The sequence below is a fragment of the Nocardioides luti genome (assembly GCF_014212315.1).
GTDB lineage: Bacteria > Actinomycetota > Actinomycetes > Propionibacteriales > Nocardioidaceae > Nocardioides > Nocardioides luti.
On record NZ_JACKXE010000001.1, the window covers coordinates 3548100 to 3565581 of the forward strand.

Annotated in this window: 15 protein-coding genes; 10 read left to right on the plus strand and 5 right to left on the minus strand. The window is 74.3% G+C overall.

Annotated features, from left to right (window positions below; genetic code table 11):
- The first annotated feature begins 165 nt into the window (after positions 1-165).
- On the plus strand, positions 166-3084 hold the full coding sequence (locus H5V45_RS16840; RefSeq protein WP_185253995.1) for an FG-GAP-like repeat-containing protein: 2919 nt from the start codon (positions 166-168) through the stop codon (positions 3082-3084).
- 25 nt (positions 3085-3109) lie between these two features.
- Here H5V45_RS16840 and H5V45_RS16845 read toward each other — a convergent pair whose 3' ends face one another.
- Positions 3110-3832, minus strand: a complete 723-nt coding sequence (locus tag H5V45_RS16845) for a TIGR03089 family protein (protein WP_185253996.1) — start codon at positions 3830-3832, stop codon at positions 3110-3112.
- Between the two features lie 56 nt (positions 3833-3888).
- Here H5V45_RS16845 and H5V45_RS16850 point away from each other — a divergent pair, with 56 nt between their 5' ends.
- Positions 3889-4971 carry a mannose-1-phosphate guanylyltransferase gene (locus H5V45_RS16850; RefSeq protein ID WP_185253997.1) on the plus strand — a complete coding sequence of 361 codons (1083 nt, stop codon included), beginning with the start codon at positions 3889-3891 and terminating at the stop codon, positions 4969-4971.
- A gap of 37 nt (positions 4972-5008) precedes the next feature.
- Here H5V45_RS16850 and H5V45_RS16855 read toward each other — a convergent pair whose 3' ends face one another.
- Genes H5V45_RS16855 through cofD form a run of 3 tightly spaced genes read right to left on the minus strand, consistent with a single transcriptional unit; the run spans position 5009 to position 7796 of the window.
- On the minus strand, positions 5009-5764 hold the full coding sequence (locus H5V45_RS16855) for a DUF3105 domain-containing protein (RefSeq protein ID WP_343061604.1): 756 nt from the start codon (positions 5762-5764) through the stop codon (positions 5009-5011).
- 56 nt (positions 5765-5820) lie between these two features.
- Positions 5821-6786 carry a coenzyme F420-0:L-glutamate ligase gene (locus H5V45_RS16860; protein ID WP_185253998.1) on the minus strand — a complete coding sequence of 322 codons (966 nt, stop codon included), beginning with the start codon at positions 6784-6786 and terminating at the stop codon, positions 5821-5823.
- Complete coding sequence (cofD, locus tag H5V45_RS16865; protein ID WP_185253999.1) at positions 6783-7796, minus strand: 2-phospho-L-lactate transferase; 1014 nt, start codon at positions 7794-7796, stop codon at positions 6783-6785. The genes H5V45_RS16860 and cofD overlap by 4 nt, the downstream gene beginning before the upstream one ends.
- 271 nt (positions 7797-8067) lie before the next feature.
- Here cofD and H5V45_RS16870 point away from each other — a divergent pair, with 271 nt between their 5' ends.
- The 3 genes from H5V45_RS16870 to H5V45_RS16880 all read left to right on the plus strand — a co-directional run bounded on the left by H5V45_RS16870 (position 8068) and on the right by H5V45_RS16880 (position 12662).
- The gene (locus H5V45_RS16870; protein WP_185254000.1) at positions 8068-8322 is read left to right on the plus strand and encodes a WhiB family transcriptional regulator; all 255 of its coding nucleotides are present in this window, start codon (positions 8068-8070) and stop codon (positions 8320-8322) included.
- Positions 8323-8403: 81 nt separating this feature from the next.
- Entirely contained in the window at positions 8404-11268 is a 2865-nt protein-coding gene (locus tag H5V45_RS16875; protein WP_185254001.1) for a glycosyltransferase, read from the plus strand.
- Positions 11265-12662: a DUF5719 family protein gene (locus H5V45_RS16880; protein WP_185254002.1), complete on the plus strand. Its 1398-nt coding sequence runs from the start codon at positions 11265-11267 to the stop codon at positions 12660-12662. The genes H5V45_RS16875 and H5V45_RS16880 overlap by 4 nt, the downstream gene beginning before the upstream one ends.
- A gap of 12 nt (positions 12663-12674) precedes the next feature.
- Here H5V45_RS16880 and H5V45_RS16885 read toward each other — a convergent pair whose 3' ends face one another.
- On the minus strand, positions 12675-13139 hold the full coding sequence (locus H5V45_RS16885; protein WP_343061605.1) for a metallopeptidase family protein: 465 nt from the start codon (positions 13137-13139) through the stop codon (positions 12675-12677).
- Between the two features lie 87 nt (positions 13140-13226).
- Here H5V45_RS16885 and H5V45_RS16890 point away from each other — a divergent pair, with 87 nt between their 5' ends.
- The 5 genes from H5V45_RS16890 (at position 13227) to H5V45_RS16910 (ending at position 17478) form a co-directional block, all read left to right on the plus strand.
- A complete protein-coding gene (locus H5V45_RS16890; RefSeq protein ID WP_185254003.1) occupies positions 13227-13586 on the plus strand; it encodes a DUF3499 family protein in 360 nt (119 codons plus the stop codon).
- A 35-nt stretch (positions 13587-13621) separates the two neighbouring features.
- Positions 13622-14995 (plus strand): phosphomannomutase/phosphoglucomutase, encoded by a 1374-nt coding sequence (locus H5V45_RS16895; protein WP_185254004.1) that lies wholly within the window; start codon positions 13622-13624, stop codon positions 14993-14995.
- Positions 14996-15166 carry a Trm112 family protein gene (locus H5V45_RS16900; protein ID WP_185254005.1) on the plus strand — a complete coding sequence of 57 codons (171 nt, stop codon included), beginning with the start codon at positions 14996-14998 and terminating at the stop codon, positions 15164-15166.
- 11 nt (positions 15167-15177) lie between these two features.
- Entirely contained in the window at positions 15178-16209 is a 1032-nt protein-coding gene (locus H5V45_RS16905) for an SIS domain-containing protein (protein WP_185254006.1), read from the plus strand.
- Between the two features lie 66 nt (positions 16210-16275).
- Positions 16276-17478 (plus strand): acyltransferase family protein, encoded by a 1203-nt coding sequence (locus H5V45_RS16910; RefSeq protein WP_185254007.1) that lies wholly within the window; start codon positions 16276-16278, stop codon positions 17476-17478.
- Positions 17479-17482 lie beyond the last annotated feature (4 nt).

The window sequence follows — 17482 nt, forward strand, 5'->3', positions numbered from 1 at the left end:
CCGGCGCCGAGATGTGCCCGATCGACTTCTTGACAAATCTCGGATTCGTCGGCGTGTCGAGTGGAAATTACACGATTGTAGTTACTCACCACCTCTTCCGGGGCGGGTGTGACGCATGTGAAAGTTGCGCAACGTGTGATTCTTCCCCCGCACTGGAGCAACGCCATGCCGCCCAGCAAGACCCGCTTCATCACGGCCTGTCAGCAGATGCTGGCCCTGGCCGTGGTGCTCGCTGCCCTGACCCCCGCCGCCAGTGTCGTGACCCTCGACGTCGTCCGTGAGGTGCCCGGCTCGCACGGCACCCGCACCGAGGTCGTCGGGGACCTCGCCGCCTACGTCCGTGCCTCGGCGCGCACCTCGAAGGTGCCCACCCAGGTGGTCGACGCGAAGGTCCAGGAGTACCCCCTCACCGCGCCCGCCACCTCCCTGTCGAGCGCCCGCGGCAAGAGCGCCTCGCTGGCGGCCGCGACCACCAGCCTGGCCCGGACCAAGCCGGGCACGCTGCCCGGCAGCACCGAGCTGCTCAGCCGCCCGCAGCCGGTCACCGGCTACGGCACCATCGGCGTCACGTGGGCGCACGGCGTCCAGGTCCCCGAGGACGAGATCAGCTTCGACGTCCGCTGGCTCGACCACGGCGTCTGGTCCGACTGGCTCGCGATGAGCTACCACGACGACCACGGCCCCGACGCGGGCTCCGCCGAGGCGCGGCACGCGCGCCCCGGCACCGACGAGCTGATCGTCGGCGACGTCGACCAGGTCCAGGTCCGCTCCACCTCCACCGACGGCATCGTCCCGGCCGACATGCAGCTCGCGGTCATCGACCCGGGCGAGGAGCCGGCGACGGCGGTCGAGAAGCCCGCGATCGACACGAACACGATGGACGGCTCCACGGTGCCCGCCGAGGCCGCGCCCGCCACCCCCGCCGACGCGGACACGGACGCGACGACCACGACCGGCGAGGCGACCGACGGTTCGCTGGCGCTGCAGGCGGCGACGTACACGCCGAAGCCGGTCATCTACTCGCGCGCCCAGTGGGGTGCCGACGAGCGGATGCGCGACAAGAGCTCGCTGCACTACTTCGAGGTGCACGCCGGGTTCGTCCACCACACGGTGAACGCCAACGACTACACGCGCGCCGAGGTGCCCGGGATCCTGCGCAGCATCTACGCGTACCACACCCAGTCCAAGGGCTGGAGCGACATCGGGTACAACTTCCTCGTCGACCGCTTCGGCCGGATCTGGGAGGGCCGCTACGGCGGCGTCGACCGCCCCGTCGTCGGCGCGCACACGCTCAACTACAACGACTACTCCTTCGCGATGTCGGCGATCGGCAACTACGACATCCACCAGCCCAGCGCCGCGATGATCCAGGCGTACGGCGCCCTCTTCGCGTGGAAGCTCTCGCTGCACGGGGTCGACGCGTCGTCGACCAAGCAGTGGGTCGGCACCAAGGACTTCCAGGCGATCAACGGCCACCGTGACGCCGGCCAGACCGCGTGCCCTGGGCGCTACCTGTACGCCAAGATCCCGAAGATCCGGCAGCTCGCGGCGGAGGCGCAGCGGGGCTGGGCCGGGCGCGAGCTGGAGTCGAACCTCGCCTCGACGCCGCACCCCGACCTCGTGGTCCGCCGGCCGAGCGACGGGCACGCCCTGGTGATCCCCACGGGCGGGCTCACGCAGTTCACCGACCCGGTGACCGTCGCGGCCCCCTGGACCGCCGCCGACACGGCCGTCGTCTCGCCCGACCTCACCGGTGACGGCTTCTCGGACGTCGTCGTGCAGGTCGCCGGCGGTGCCGCGCAGGTCTACCCCGGCGACGGGGTGGGCGGCCTCGGCTCGCCGATCAAGAAGACCGACGACTTCGACGGCCACGACCTGCTCACCGCCGTGGGCGACCTGAACGGCGACGGCCGAAACGACCTCGTCGCCCGGCGCACGGCCAACGGCCGCCTCGACCTCTTCGCCGGCACCGGCAACGGCGGCTTCCAGCGCAAGGTGCTCGACGCCGACACGGACTGGAACGGCTACAACCTGCTGGTCGCCACCGGCGACGTGAACGGGGACGGCAAGGCCGACCTGATGGCGCGTACGCCGGGGGGCTCGCTCGTCCTGCGGCCGGGCACCGGCTCGGTGGCGCTCGGGCCGGCCGTCACCGTCTCGGGCGGCTGGGGCAAGTTCGACACCGTGGCCGGCTACGGCGACTTCACCAGCGACGGCGTCGCGGACCTGGTCGTCCGGCGGGCCGGCAAGCCGGCCTTCCTGCGGCCCGGGCGCGGCGACGGCACCTTCGGCCACCAGCTCGGGCCGATCGACCGGCTCTCCGGGGTCACCGCGATCACCGGTGGCAACCTGACCGGGACCGCGGCCTCGGACGTGCTGGCCCGCAAGGGCGGCTCGCTCGTGCTGGTGCCCAACGCCGGCACCTTCGAGACCGGCACCCCGATCGACTCGGGCATCAGCGTGCGCAACGCGGACCTGCTGCTGAACGCCGGCGACTGGGACCGCGACGGCTTCGGCGACATCATCACGCGCAAGGCGACCAACGGCTCGCTCTTCGTCCGCCGCGGCGACGGCACCGGGCACTTCTCCAAGGCTCTCCGGATCGGCACCGGCTTCGGCGGGGTCTCCCTGCTGGCCGCGGTCGGGGACATGACCGGCGACGGCCTGCCGGACCTGATGGGCCAGCCGGCCGGCGGCGCGATCCGGATCTACCCCGGCAACGGGTTGGCCGGGCTCAGCACCAGCTACGTCGCGCACGAGCGGATCAAGGCGGGCGAGCAGATCCCGGTCGGTCGCTGGGACGGCGACGGGGCCCCGGACACGCTGTTCCGCTCCGGCAACGCGCTGACGCTCTTCCCGGGCAACGGACCGGGTGGCCTGACGAGCCCGAGGTCGCTGTCGCTGGACCTCTCGCCGTACGACTGGGTGATCGGCGTCAGCGACGTCGACCTCACCGGGCGCCCGGACCTCCTGGTCCGGGCGACGAAGACCGGCTACCTGTGGCTGCTCAAGGCCACGGCGACGGGCTTCGAGCCGCGACGGTTCCTGGGGGAGGGGATGAACGCCTACGACCTGGCCGGCTGACGCCGGTCACGGACCTGGCCCACGATCAAGGGAAGCGAGCCGTGGCGCGCTCGGCGACGTACGTCGCCTCGAGACGTCCCGGCTCGGCGTGGGAGACCAGGACCAGTGAGCCGCCGCGTGCGAGCGGCTCCGCAAACGAGGCGATCCCCGGTGGGGAAGCCGGGTTCGCCTCCGTGAGGAGACGGCCGCCGTCGGTGAGGAGACTCCCGGCGGCGGCCGTTCGCCACAGCTCGCCCTGCGTGCGGCCGGGCAGTGCCGGGTCGTCCTCGCCCGGCGGGTCGTACGCCGTGAACGCGTCCGGCTGCGACCAGACGTCGACGCCGACGTCGTGCACGCCGGGCGGCAGCGGCTCGGCGAAGCGGACGCCCATCGGGCGCAGCGAGCACGCCAGCACCGGGAGCGTGTCGGCCAGCGGGGCCCAGGCCTCGAGACCGTCGGGTCCGCACACGACGGCGTCCGGGGCCGCGCCGGCCGGGTCGTCCTCGACCAGGACCTCCAGGCCGATCGTCCACGCGGCCCCGAGGAACACCGGCCCGAGCCAGTGCGTCGGCAGGTCGACCCGCAGCCGCTGGTCCCGCTCGAGGTCGTGCTCCTCGACGAGCAGCGACGCGGTCTTCGCCACCCAGTTGGCGTACGTCGTCACCGAGAGCTCCACGCGCTCGCCGGTCGCGTGGTCGTAGAAGGTGACCAGCGGGCGGCCGGGGTCGGTGCGCAGGAGCCGGGACAGCACGGCGGCGAAGGTCGTCACGCGTCCACCGTAGAAGGGCGCACGCGAGGGCCCCCGCGCCCCCTAGGGTTCTGGTCATGTCTGGCATCGAGCACTTCTGGGCCGTGATCCCTGCCGGGGGCGCCGGGACGCGGCTGTGGCCGCTCTCGCGCCGCTCCTCGCCCAAGTTCCTCCACGACCTCACCGGCAGCGGGCGCTCGCTGCTCCAGGACACCCACGACCGGCTGGCGCCGCTCGCGGGCGACCGCTTCGTCGTCGTGACCGGCGAGGCCCACCACGAGGCGGTGACGGCCCAGCTGGACGGCGTCGCGCCCGACGCGGTGCTCGCGGAGCCGAGCCCCCGCGACTCGATGGCCGCGATCGGCCTGGCCGCCGCCCGGCTCGAGCTCGCCGACCCCGAGGCCGTGATGGGCTCGTTCGCCGCCGACCACGTGATCACCGACCGGGAGTCCTTCGGCGAGGCGGTGCGGGTGGCCGTGGCTGCCGCCCGCGAGGACTGGCTGGTCACCCTGGGCATCGAGCCGTCGTTCCCGTCGTCGGCGTTCGGCTACATCCACGTCGGCGCCGAGGACCTGCCCGGCCTGGCCGGCGTACGACGGGTGGAGTCGTTCGTCGAGAAGCCGTCCGTCGCCGTGGCGGAGGAGTACGTCGCCAGCGGGGACTACCGCTGGAACGCGGGCATGTTCGTGGCGCGGCCTCGCGTGCTGCTGGACCTCCTGGCGCAGTGGCACCCGCAGTTCGCCGCGGACCTGCGCGCGATCGCCGCGGCGCCGGAGCGCCTGGACGAGCTGTGGCCGGGGCTGCCGAAGATCGCCCTCGACCACGCCATCGCTGAGCCGGCGGCCGACGCGGGGCGCGTCGCGGTCGTGCCGGCGTCCTTCGACTGGGACGACATCGGCGACTTCGACTCGCTGGCCACCCTGCTGGAGCGGGCCGGGACCGGCACGACCGTGCTGGGCGACGCCGCGCTCGTGCGGGCGGTCGACGCCACCGGGCTGGTGGTGCCCCGCTCGGGGCGGGTCGTCGCGGTCGTCGGGCTCGACGACGTGGTCGTCGTCGACACGCACGACGCCCTGCTGGTGACCACCCGGGCGCTCGCGCAGCAGGTCAAGCAGGTCGTGACCGGCCTCCAGGAGGACGGCCACGGCGACCTGACCTGAGGCCGCCGGCCCGGCCCCGAGGGGCCGGGACGCGGGCTCAGAGCGCGTTCGGCTCCGGGGAGTCGAGGTAGGGGTACTTCAGCATGAAGGCCTTGAGCGCGGCACCGCTCGGCTCGGAGCAGTACTGGAACACGCCGACCTGCTTGGAGGTGTCGGTCTCGCCGGCACCGCCCGCGGACCAGTGCGTGAAGGCGATGTGCTCGCCGCTGGGGAACTTCTTGCCGTTCTCGTCGTCGGAGGTCCACGGCGCGGCGATGAACTTGAAGCGCAGGTTGTCGGTGCCCTCGAACTTGCCGGCGATCGCCTTGATCTCGCGCATGGTCGCGTCGTCGGCGGCGGCGGTCTCGTCGTACCAGAGGATCGTGTAGCCGTGCTCGAGGTTGTGGACGAGCGACTCCAGCGCGGGCCGGTCGTCGGTGTAGAGCTTGCGGGCGAACGCGGCCGGGGCGACGCCCGCCTCGTTCCAGTGCGCGCCGAAGGCGGGCGGGGCCGTCGTGTAGTCGACGGGCGTCCCGGTCGGGACGTGGTCCTGGTTGCCGTCGGCCTTCTTGGTGGTGATCTTCTGGCAGGCCGAGGCGGGCGCGCCGATCTTCTCCAGCGCCACGCCCTCGAACTTGCGCTGGTCGTACCAGTCCTTGATCGGCTTGAAGGCCGCCGCGGCGACGATCAGGATCGCGATCGCCGCGCAGACCCCGACGATCATGAAGCCGCGTCGGCGGTCGCCGCCCTTCTGCTTCTTGCGGATCTGGTCGATGACCGCCTGGCGGTCGGACTTGGCGGGCTTCTTGGCCACGGCGCGGTTCCTCGGGAGTTCGGTGACGGCTGACGTCTGCGTGTCGACGGCAGAGTCTACGGAGTCGACGGCCGGACCCGGAGCCGCCCGGCCGAATCGTTGTCGTCGAGCACCCAGCCGTGGGCGAACGCGAGCGCCGCGAGGACGGCCCGCCCCTCCGGGCCGAGGGGTACGGCGAGGCCGTCGCCGTCCGGGTCCGCGTCGACGCCCAGCACCAGGCTGATCGCCGCGGTCACCTCGCCGTCGGCGGCCGGGGCGCCGAAGGGAGCGCGGTCGTCCGGGGACCCGGCCAGCGCCCGCAGCACGGCCTCGCGCGCGCCGTACCCGAACAGGTCGGCGCCCTCGGCCCGCACGAGGGCCACGGCGCCGGGGCCGTCCTCGCCGGGCGGCAGCACGAGGTCGGCGCGGCCGCTGACGACGGCGAACGGCCGGCCCCCGAGCTTGCCCTGGGCCAGCTCGGCCGCACCGGCGATCTCGTCGGCGACGGCCGGGGCCGTGACCGCGAGGGTGTTGCCGTGGGCGTCGTCGCGGCCCTCGAAGGACTCGGAGACGAGCAGCCCCGCGGCCCCGACCGCGATGTCGGTCTGCCCCTCGCGCCAGGCGCGGCCGGCGGTGTCGGTCACGACGACGCCGACGTTGAGGCCGGTGCGCTCGCGGATCGTGGCGCGCAGCGCCCGCGCCGAGGCATCGGGGTCGAGCGGCAGCAGGACGACGGTGCCGCTCTCGACGTTCGAGGCGTCGATGCCGGCGGCCGCCATGGTCAGCCCGTGGTGGGTGCGCACGATCATGGTGGGGCCACGCCGGGCCACGACCCGTGCGGTCTCGCCGGGCAGCGCGTCGTCGCGGGTGCCGGGGCGGACCCGGCCCTCGGCCTTGCTGACGACCTTGCTGGTCACCACCACGACGTCGCCGTCGCGGAGCGCGACCAGCGGCAGCAGGAGCGCGACCAGGTCGTCGCCGGGCCGGACCTCGGGGGTGCCGCCCGGGGCGACGACCCGCAGCTCGTGCCGGGAGCCGCTCATCCGGTGACGAGGTCGATCGCGGCCGCGGCCATCGCGGCGGTGGCGTCGTGGTTGCTCATCATCAGCGGCACGGCCCGGCAGGCGAGCCCGCCGTCGGTGACCCGCGCGACCTGGTCGGCGTCGCGCTCGTCGACCAGCCAGCCGTCGAGGACGCCGCCGCTGGCCCGCGAGCCGTAGTGCAGCCCGACCGCGGCGGCGCTCACCTCGACGCCGATGGCGGTCAGCATCTGCTCGGCCATGCCGCGCACGTGCGTGTCGCCCACGATGGGGGACAGGCCGACGACCGGTGCGCGGGTGGCGGCGACCGCCTCGCGGACGCGGGGGACGCCGAGGATGGTGCCGAGCGACACGACGGGGTTGGACGGCGGCAGCACGACGAGGTCGGCGTCCGTGATCGCGTCGATGACGCCGGGGCCGGGGGAGGACTCCTCCAGCCCGACGAAGAGCAGCGTCTCGGCGGGGACCTGCGCCCGCAGCCGGATCCAGTACTCCTGGAAGTGCACGACCCGACGCCCGCTCGGGGACTCCGGGTCGGCGATCGCCACGTGGGTTTCGACGCGGTCGTCGGTCATCGGCAGCAGCCGGACGACGGGGCCGTCGGGCGTCGTGAGCCAGCGCCGGCACAGCGCCTCGGTGACCTGGGACAGCGGGTAGCCCGCGTCCAGCATCTGGGTCCGCACGAGGTGGGTGGCCACGTCGCGGTCGCCGAGACCGAACCACGTCGGCTCCACGCCGTACGCCGCCAGCTCGTCCTTGGTGCTCCACGTCTCGTCGCGCCGGCCCCAGCCGCGGTCGAGGTCGATGCCGTCGCCGAGGGTGTACATCACCGTGTCGAGGTCGGGGCAGACCTTGAGGCCGTGCACCCAGATGTCGTCGGCCGTGTTGGCCACGACCGTCACCCGCGCGTCGGGGGCGACCCCGGGCAGGGAGCCGGTCGCGATGCCGTGGAGGAGGCCCTGGAGGAAGCGGGCGCCGCCCATACCCCCCGAGAGCACCGTGATGTCGCGCATGGGTCCATCCTTGCAGTCGCGCCGCGACCACGGTGCCGCCCCGGTGTCCGCCCGGTGGCCACGTCGGGGCGCTGACCGGTCGGCAGGGGGCAATAGCACGAACGGGTGGTTGCCCTCCATAGCAGATCCGCGCTTGACTTCAGGGGTACGACAGGCATGTAATTCCCACAGTGTTCTTCGCAGGTGAGCCGGTCCTCTTCCGATACGGCTCACCGCCTGCGGCAGGGCCACCACGTGGGACGGGGCATCACCGGGTCGAAAGGGCGAAGCCGTGAGAGAACTATTTCTCCTGGACAATGACGCCGAGGAAGCGGGTTGGCAGGACCGTGCGCTGTGCGCACAGACCGACCCCGAGGCGTTCTTCCCCGAAAAGGGAGGATCCACCAGGGAGGCCAAGAAGGTCTGCCTGACGTGCGAGGTGCGAGACGACTGTCTCGAGTCCGCACTGATGAACGACGAGCGCTTCGGGATCTGGGGCGGGCTGTCGGAGCGTGAGCGCCGCAAGCTGAAGAAGCGCGCGGTCTGAGCTCACGCGTGAGCTGAGCGACGGCGCCCCGGGGACGGGGCGCCCGCGCAGCCGCGGGCCCGGCCGTTAGGGTTCAGGATCGTGAATTCATCGGTCGCCGCGCTGCTCGTCAGCCACGACGGGGAGCGCTGGCTCCCCGCGGTGATCGAGGGACTCCGCTCGCAGACGGCCCCGATCGACCGGGTCGTCGCCGTCGACACCGGCAGCAAGGACGGCAGCGCGGACCTCGTCGAGGCCGCCTTCGGCGCCGTGGAGCGCGTCTCCGGTGCCACCACCTTCCCCGCCGCCGTGGCGCTCGGTCTGGAGCGCCTGGCCGCGGACGCTCCCGAGTGGATCTGGGTCCTGCACGACGACGCGAACCCGGAGCCGGGCGCGCTCGAGGCCCTCCTGGCCGCCGCCGCGGCCGACCCGGACGCCGACGTCCTCGGCCCCAAGCTCCGCGAGTGGCCCTCGCTCAAGCGCCTCCTCGAGCTCGGCGTCACGATCTCCGGCACCGGCCGGCGCGAGACCGGCCTCGAGCGCGGCGAGTACGACCAGGGCCAGCACGACGAGGTCCGCACCGTCCTCGCGGTCAACACCGCGGGCATGCTCGTGCGCCGCTCGGTGCTCGAGGAGCTCGGCGGCCTCGACCCCCAGCTGCCGATCTTCGGCAACGACCTCGACTTCGGCTGGCGTGCCGCGACCGCCGGCCACAAGACCGTGATCGTGCCGCAGGCCGTGGTCTTCCACGCCGAGGCCGCGCACCGGGGAGTACGCCGCACCCCGATCACCGGGCGGCACACGCACTACCAGGAGCGCCGTGCCGCGCTCTACACGCTGCTGGTGAACTCCCAGGCCCGGCGGCTGCCCTTCCAGGTCGTCCGCCTCGGCTTCGGCACCGTCCTGCGGGTGATCGGCTTCCTGTTGGTCCGCTCGGTCGGCGAGGCCCTCGACGAGCTCGCCGCCCTCGTCTCGCTCTACTCCAGCCCGCGCGAGATCCTCGCGGCCCGCCGGACCCGCCACGACCGCCAGGTCGTCGCGGCCGGCGACGTACGCCCCCTCCTGGCGCCGGCGTGGCTGCCCTACCGCCACGGCCTCGACTTCCTCGGCGACCTCGTGTCCGCCGCGACCAACCAGGCCCAGGACGTCGCCGAGCGGCGCCGCGCCGTCGCCGCCGAGCGGCCCGGGGGAGGCGGCCCGGCCCGGCCGGTCCGCCCCAGCGACGACGACATGCTCGAGGAGGACACCGGCGTCCTGGCCCGCTTCCTCACCAACCCGGTCGCGGTCGGGCTGGCGCTCTTCGTGGTGCTCGCGCTGGTCGGCGCCCGGGCGGCGTTCGGCCCGGTCACGGGCGGCGCGCTGTCGCCGCTGCCCGCCGGCGCGGCGGACTGGTGGCGGTTGCAGGTGGAGTCGTGGCACCCACTGGGCCAGGGCACGGGAGTCCCGGCCCCGGCGTACGTCCTGCCGCTGGCGCTGCTGGCGACCCTGCTGGGCGGCAGTCCCGACCTCGCGATGGGCGCGCTGCTCGTCCTCGCCGTGCCCGTCGGGCTCTGGGGCGCCTGGCGCTTCCTGCGCGTCGTCGGCCGCCTCGTGGCCCCCGCCGGTGCGCCGCGCTGGCTGCTGTTCTGGGGGAGCGCGACGTACGCGCTCGTCCCCGTCACCAGCGGCGCCTGGGGCGACGGCCGGTTCGGCACCGTCCTGGTCGCCGCCCTGCTGCCCTGGGTGGCCCACGCGGCGCTCGGCTTCGCCGACCCCGACGCCGACCGCCGCTGGCGGGCCGCCTGGCGCACCGGGCTGCTGCTGACGCTCGGCACGGCCTTCGCGCCGGTCGCCTGGCTCTTCGCCGCCGTGCTCGGGCTGGTCGTCGTGGCGGCCGCCACCGCGGTCGTCCGCGGCGCGATGAAGGACCGCTCGGTCTGGGGGCCGCCCGCCGCTGCCCTCGGGGTCGTGCCCGTGCTGCTCTCGCCCTGGTGGATCCCGGCCCTGACGCGCGGCGCCGCCGAGGCCCTCCTGCTCGACGCCGGCCGGCTCCCGCTCCCGACCCTGGACACCCTCAACCTGCTCACGGGCCGGGTCGCCGACACCGGCGCCCCCGGCTGGCTGGGGCTCGTGCTCGCGGTGCTGGCGCTGCTCGCGCTCGTGCCCCGCTTCACCCGCATCCCGGTGCTGGTGTGCTGGATCGTGGCGCTGGTCGCCGCCGTCTGCGCCGCCGTGCTCGGCACCGTCACGCTGGACCTCGCCGCCACCACGACCGGCGCCGGCCTGTCGTTCCTCGCCGTCGCCCTGCAGGGGGCACTCGTCGTCGCGGCCGCGATCGGCGCCCAGGGCCTGGCCGCCAGCGGCAGCGGCACCCGGGTGTCCGTGCGCCGCACGGTCGCGGTGGTGGTCGCGGCCGCCGCCGTCACCGTCCCGCTCGGCGGGCTCGCGTGGTTCGTGGTCGGGGGCCAGGACCGGCTCGACGACTCGGTCGACTCCGGCATCCCGGCGTACATGGTCCAGAGCTCGATGCTCGGCGACGCCCACGGGATCCTCGTCATCCGTGGCGACGTCGAGGACGGCCTGACCTACACCGTCCGCCGCGGTGACGGCGTGACGCTGGGCGAGGACGAGATCCTGGCCCTGACCGGCGAGGACACCTCGTTCACCCGCGTGGTGCGCGCCCTGGTCGCGCGGCCCACCGCCGAGGTCGTCGACGAGCTGGGCCGGCAGGGCATCGAGTACGTCGTCCTGCCGTCGCCGGCCGACGGCAACGTCGCCGCGGGCCTGGACGCCACGGCCGGCCTGGTGCAGGCCAGCGCCGAGGACCGCTCGACGCGGGCCTGGCAGGTCGACCGCGCCCTCGACCCCGGAGCCGTCGACGGGCCGCGCTCGTGGCTGCGGATCGCGCTGCTCGTGCTGCAGGGCGCCGGCATCGTGGTGGTCGCCGTCCTCTGCGCCCCGACGACGAACCGGAGGGCCGACGCATGAGCCACAGCGCCCCCGGGAGCCGGTCCCAGCAGCGCCGCCGCGTGGAGGTCAACGCGACCACGGTGCTCGCCGTGCTGCTGCCGCTGCTGACGCTCGCGGCCCTGGTGCTCGTGCGTCCCGAGGCCCCGGCCACGGTCGGCGCCCGGCCGCCCACGCTGACCTCGCTCTCGACCGCGTCCGTGGTCTGCCCGTCCGCCCTGGACGCGGCGTCGCCGGTGCTGCTGTCCACCGCGGCCGCGAAGGCCGCCGGGCGGGTCACCCTCGACGACGGCGCCGACACGTCGTCGGCAAAGCTCGCCGAGGGCGAGGTGACCAGCACCGACGCCGTCGACGGTCCCGTCGCCGTCACGGGCGAGGACGCGCTGGCCCCCGGCCTCCTGGGTGCCCGGTTCGGGGGAGCGCGGCTGGCCGCCTCCTCCTGCCCGCCCCCCGCTCCCGACCAGTGGTTCACCGCGGTCGGCGCCGGTGCGCGCCACTCCTCGACCCTGGAGCTGGTCAACCCGGACACCGGTCCCGCGATCGCCGACATCACCGTCTACCGCCGCGTCGGCATCCTCGACGTGCCGCGCCTGCGGGGCGTCTCGGTGCCCGGCCGCAGCAGCGTCCGCCTCGACCTCGGTGCCGTCTCCCCGCGTCGTGGTGAGCTCGCGATCCACGTGGTCACCTCGCGCGGCCGGCTCTCGGCCACGGTCCTCGACACGTACGACGAGCTGGGCGCCGGCAGCTCCAGCCAGGACTGGCTGGCCGCCCAGGTCGAGCCCAGCACCGTCAACGAGCTGCTCGGGGTCCCGACCGGCCGCGACGCCCAGCGGATGCTGGTCGTCGCCAACCCTGGGGACAGCGAGGTCCGCGCGACCCTCAAGGTGATCACCGCCAAGTCGACCTTCGCCCCGGAGGGCGTCGACGAGCTGCGGATCCGGCCCGGCGCGGTCGAGCGGCTCCCGGTCACGGGCCCGCTGGCCGACGCCCTCGCCAAGGACGCCCTCGGCCTGCAGGTCACGACCACCGCCCCGGTCACGGCCACGCTCCGCTCCTTCGTCGGCGGCGACCTCGCCCTCGCGGTGGCGCCCGCCCCGGTCGAGGACGAGACCCGGGTGATCGTCCCCGAGGGCGACAAGCAGGTCCTCGTCTCCGGGGCGACCAGCACCGGCGCGGTCACGGTCGTGGCGCGCTCCGCCTCCGGCGAGGAGCTCGCCCGCACCCGTGCCGAGGTCCGCCCCGGTCAGGGCGTCGCGGTCGACGTCCCCGCCAAGGCCGTCCTCGTCGAGCTCGTCCCCGAGCGCACGCCCGTGGTCGCGGCCGTCCTCGTCCGCGGCAACGGCGCCACCGTCGTGCCGTTCCGCCCGCTCGTGCTCAACGGGCTCGTCCCCGAGGTCGGCCCGGGCCTGCCGTAGCCGGCCGACCGGTCAGTCGTCGGCGCCGCCGTCGTAGCGCGGGTCGATGCGCTCGGCGTCGATGCCGAGCAGCTCGGCGACCTGCTCGACCACGATCGTCAGCACCATGGCCTCGAGGTCGCTGCGGGTCTCGCACCGGTGCTCGATCGGGCGCCGGAAGAGCACCAGCCGGGTCGGGGTCTCGCCCTTGCCGCGGATGAGCGAGGAGAGGGGGACGGTGCCCGAGTCCCAGTCGTCCGGGATCTGCGGGGCGTCCTCGACGGCGTACTCCACGAGGCCGAGCTCGTCCTGCCAGCGCTCGTCGATGTCGGTGACGATGCCGAGGGCGAGGTCGTCGAAGCGCTGACGACGCGTCCGCAGCTCGGGGCTGCCCGGCTCGCGCGGCAGCACCGCCGGGCCGCGCATGCCGCGCCCACGGCGGTCGCGCACGCGGGGCCGGGTGCGTGGGGGGACCGACGACGCGCTGACCTCATCCACGGCGCGAGCCTAAACCCCCGAGGTTGCTCGCCCCCGCGGCCGCGAGCCTGATCCGGCGCGTCGCGGGTGGCGGGTACCGTCTGCGGCGTGAGCCCTGTCCGTCGCTGTTCCCGCACCGCCTGCGGCAAGACCGCGGTCAACACCCTGACCTACGTCTACTCCGACCAGACGGCGGTCCTGGGACCCCTGGCGACGTACGCCGAGCCGCACGCCTACGACCTCTGCGTCGCCCACAGTGAGCGCCTCTCCGCGCCCCGCGGGTGGGAGGTGCTCCGGCTCGCTCCCGACCCGGCCGCCCAGGGTCCGTCCAGCGACGACCTGCTCGCGCTGGCCGACGCCGTGCGCGAGGCCGCCCGACCGGCTCCCGTCGAGCGCCTGGCGCCCGCCGAGGAGACCGGCCGCGAGGTGGGCCGCCGCGGCCACCTGCGGATGCTCACCACCGACTGAGCGGCCCCCGCTGCCCGACCGTTAGGCTCCGCCCCATGGTTGACACGCTGGACCCCGCCAACCTCGGCGCGATCTTCAAGGCGTACGACGTCCGGGGCCTGGTGCCCGAGCAGCTGGACGAGGAGCTCGCGCGCGCCACCGGCCGCGCCTACGTCGAGGTCGTCGGTGCCCGCACCGTCGTCGTCGGGCACGACATGCGCCCGAGCTCGCCCGGCATGGCCGGTGCGTTCGCCGACGGCGCCACCGAGGCCGGCGCCGACGTGGTCCTGATCGGGCTGGCGTCCACGGACCAGCTCTACTTCGCCTCGGGCCACCTCGGCCACCCCGGCGTGATGTTCACCGCGAGCCACAACCCGGCGCAGTACAACGGCATCAAGATGTGCCGCGCCGAGGCGCAGCCGATCGGCATGGACACCGGCCTCGCCGAGATCCGCGACGCCGTGGCCGCCGGGTCGGCCGCCCCCGCCGTCCGCCAGGGCACCATCGACCACCACGACGTCCTCGAGGCGTACGCCGCCCACCTCCTCAGCCTGGCGCCGGTGACCGGCCGCCGGCTCAAGGTCGTGGTCGACGCCGGCAACGGCATGGCCGGGCACACCAGCCCCGCGGTCTTCGGTCGCCTCGGCGCGGAGCAGGTCGAGGTCGTCCCGATGTACTTCGAGCTCGACGGCACCTTCCCGAACCACGAGGCCAACCCCATCGACGCCGCGAACCTCGTCGACCTGCAGAGGCGCGTGGTCGCCGAGGGCGCCGACATCGGGCTCGCCTTCGACGGCGACGCCGACCGCTGCTTCCTCGTCGACGAGCGGGGCGAGGCGGTCTCCCCGTCGACGCTGACCGCCCTGATCGCGGCCCGCGAGCTGGCCAAGGAGCCGGGCGCCAGCGTCATCCACAACCTGATCACCAGCCGCGCGGTGCCCGAGATCGTCACCGAGCTCGGCGGCACCCCGGTCCGCACCCGCGTGGGGCACTCCTACATCAAGGCCCGCATGGCCGAGACCGGCGCGATCTTCGGCGGCGAGCACAGCGGCCACTTCTACTTCCGCGACTTCTGGCGCGCCGACTCGGGGATGCTGGCGGCCCTGCACGCGCTCGCCGCGCTGGCGGAGACCGACCGGCCGCTCTCGGAGCTGCTCGCGGAGTACGAGCGCTACGTCGTCAGCGGCGAGATCAACTCGACCGTGACCGACGCCGCCGCGGTCACCGCCACCATCGAGCAGACGTACGCCGGTCTGCCGGACGTCACCACCGACACCCTCGACGGCCTGACCGTCAGCCACCCGGACTGGTGCTTCAACGTCCGGCCGTCCAACACCGAGCCGCTGCTGCGGCTCAACGCCGAGGGCCGGGACCGCGCCACCATGGCCGAGGTCCGCGACGCCGTCCTCACGATCATCAGGAGCGAGTAGATGAGCACCAACCTGGACCCTGCCCTCCTCGACATCATCGTGTGCCCGGCGTGCCGTGCGTCGCTGACGCCGGCCGGCGACGAGCTCGTCTGCACGGGCTGCGGGCTGGCCTACCCCGTCCGCGACGACATCCCGGTGCTGCTGGTCGACGAGGCCCGCAAGCCGGGCTGAGGCCGACGACCATGGCGACCTGGTTCGACGAGTCCCGTCTCGACGACGAGGCGGCGCTCGCTGCCGCCGACCGCGTCCTGCGTCCGCTGGCCGAGGCCGGCGCGCGGGTCCGCCGCGAGTCGATCGACGCCTCCGCGGCGGCCGCGGAGGCGGTGGCCCGCAGCCAGGACGAGCCGCGGCCGCGGGCGGTCATCGCCGCCGGCCCCGACTCGCGGCTGCTGCGCGCCGTGCTCGAGCCGTGGTGCCCGGTCCCGTTCGTGGCCTGGCCCGGGCCCGCGCTGCCCGGCTGGGCGGGGAGCCTCGACCTGGTCGTGGTGCTCGCCCCCGACGGCGCCGACACCGGCACGGCGTCCGCCGTCGCCGAGGCCGTACGCCGGGGCTGCCAGGTCGTCGTGGCCTGCCCGCCGACCTCGCTGGTGGCCGACCACGCCGCCGGCCGCTACTCGACCGTGCTGCCGACGGTCACCCGGGACCAGCTCGCCACCGCGGTCGTGATGCTCGAGTACCTCGACCGCGTCTCGCTCGGCCCCCGCGCCGACGCCGACCAGGTCGCCGAGGCGCTCGACGCGGTCGCGATCGCCTGCTCGCCGCACCGCGACCTCGCGGTGAACCCCGCCAAGATGCTCGCGATCGCCCTCGCGGACAGCAACCCGCTCGTCTGGGGAGGCTCGGTCCTCGCCGCCCGCGCGGCGCGCCGCGTCGCGGAGTCGATCCGCCGCGCCAGTGGCCGCACCGCCCTGGCCGGCGACGCCGAGCACCTGCTCCCCGTGGTCGAGGCGGCCCGGCTGCGCAACGTCTTCGACGACCCGTTCGCGGACGAGGGCGCCGACCTGCGCCCGATGCTCGTGGTGCTCGACGACGGTGCCGACGACGCGGTCGTGCGCGAGCAGCGCGGCCGCCTGCTGGCCAGCGCCGCGGAGCGCGGCGTCCGGGTCGAGACCGTGACGACGGACGCGCCGACCGAGGTGGCGCGCTACGCGTCGCTGCTGCTCAGCGGCACCTACGCCGCCGAGTACCTCCGTCTCGGCCTCGTCGAGGACTGACCGCGCCGCGCGGGTGCCACGCCCGCGGCTGGGAGCGGTGGGGGTCCCGCCGCTAGATTTCTCGCCATGCCGAGCACGACGCCCGTGACGCCGCCGGCGTCCGCGACGCCCCCCACCCGCCGCCGCGACCCGTGGTTCGACAACGCCAAGATGGCGCTGGTCACCCTCGTCGTCGTCGGCCACTCCTGGACGCTGCTGCCGCACAATGCGGTCAACGACCAGCTCTACGACTTCCTCTACGCCTGGCACGTGCCGGCGTTCGTCTTCGTCACCGGCTATCTCTCGCGCTCGTTCACCTACACCCGGGCCCGGATGTGGCAGCTGTTCTGCACGGTCGTCGTCCCCTACGTCCTCTTCGAGACGGCGCTCTCGCTCTTCCGGATCTACGTCGGCGGCGAGCAGCTGGCCGACGTGTTCGCGGACCCGCACTGGCCGATGTGGTACCTCTCCGCGCTGTTCTTCTGGCGCCTGCTCACCCCGCCGTTCAAGGCGCTGCCCCACGGCCTGGTGGTGGCCGTCGCCGTCAGCCTGCTGGCCGGGATGTACGCGGGCGACACCCTCGACATGGCCCGGGTGCTCGGTCTGCTGCCGTTCTTCGTGATGGGCCTCAAGGCGACGCCGGAGCGGCTCGAGCTGCTCCGCACCCCGCGGGCCCGGCGCGCGGCCGTCGCCGTGCTCGCGGTGATCTTCGTGCTGTCCTTCTGGATCGACAGCTGGGCCAGCACGGAGTGGCTGTACTACCGCTCGCAGTACGGCGACCTCGAGACCAGCGACCTGCACGCGATGCTGATCCGGGCAGGCCTGCTGGTGACCGGGACGCTCGGGGCCTGGGCGTTCCTCGCGCTGGTGCCGCGCGTCCACGGCTGGTTCACGAGGATGGGCGCCTGGACCCTGGTGGTCTACCTCTTCCACGGGTTCGTCGTGAAGTCCGCGCTCTACCTCGGCTACGGCGACTGGGCGGCCGGCCACGCGGCGGTCTCGCTGGTGCTGACCACGGTGCTGGCGGTCCTGGTGGCGCTCGGGCTGGCCTGGGCGCCGGTCGCGACCCGGCTGACGCACGTGGTGGACCCGCTCGGCTACGCCCAGCACCACCTCCGCGAGGCGGTCGCGCTCACGGTCGTCACCGCCGACGCCGAGGAGCACGCCGACGTCCTGGTCGAGGCGCTGGAGGAGGGGATCGCGGACGGCGAGCAGACCTCGCCCCCGGTGACCCCGCCGTACGGGACGCCCGTGCAGGTCGACCCGCCGGCCGACGGGACGACCCGCTAGCCTT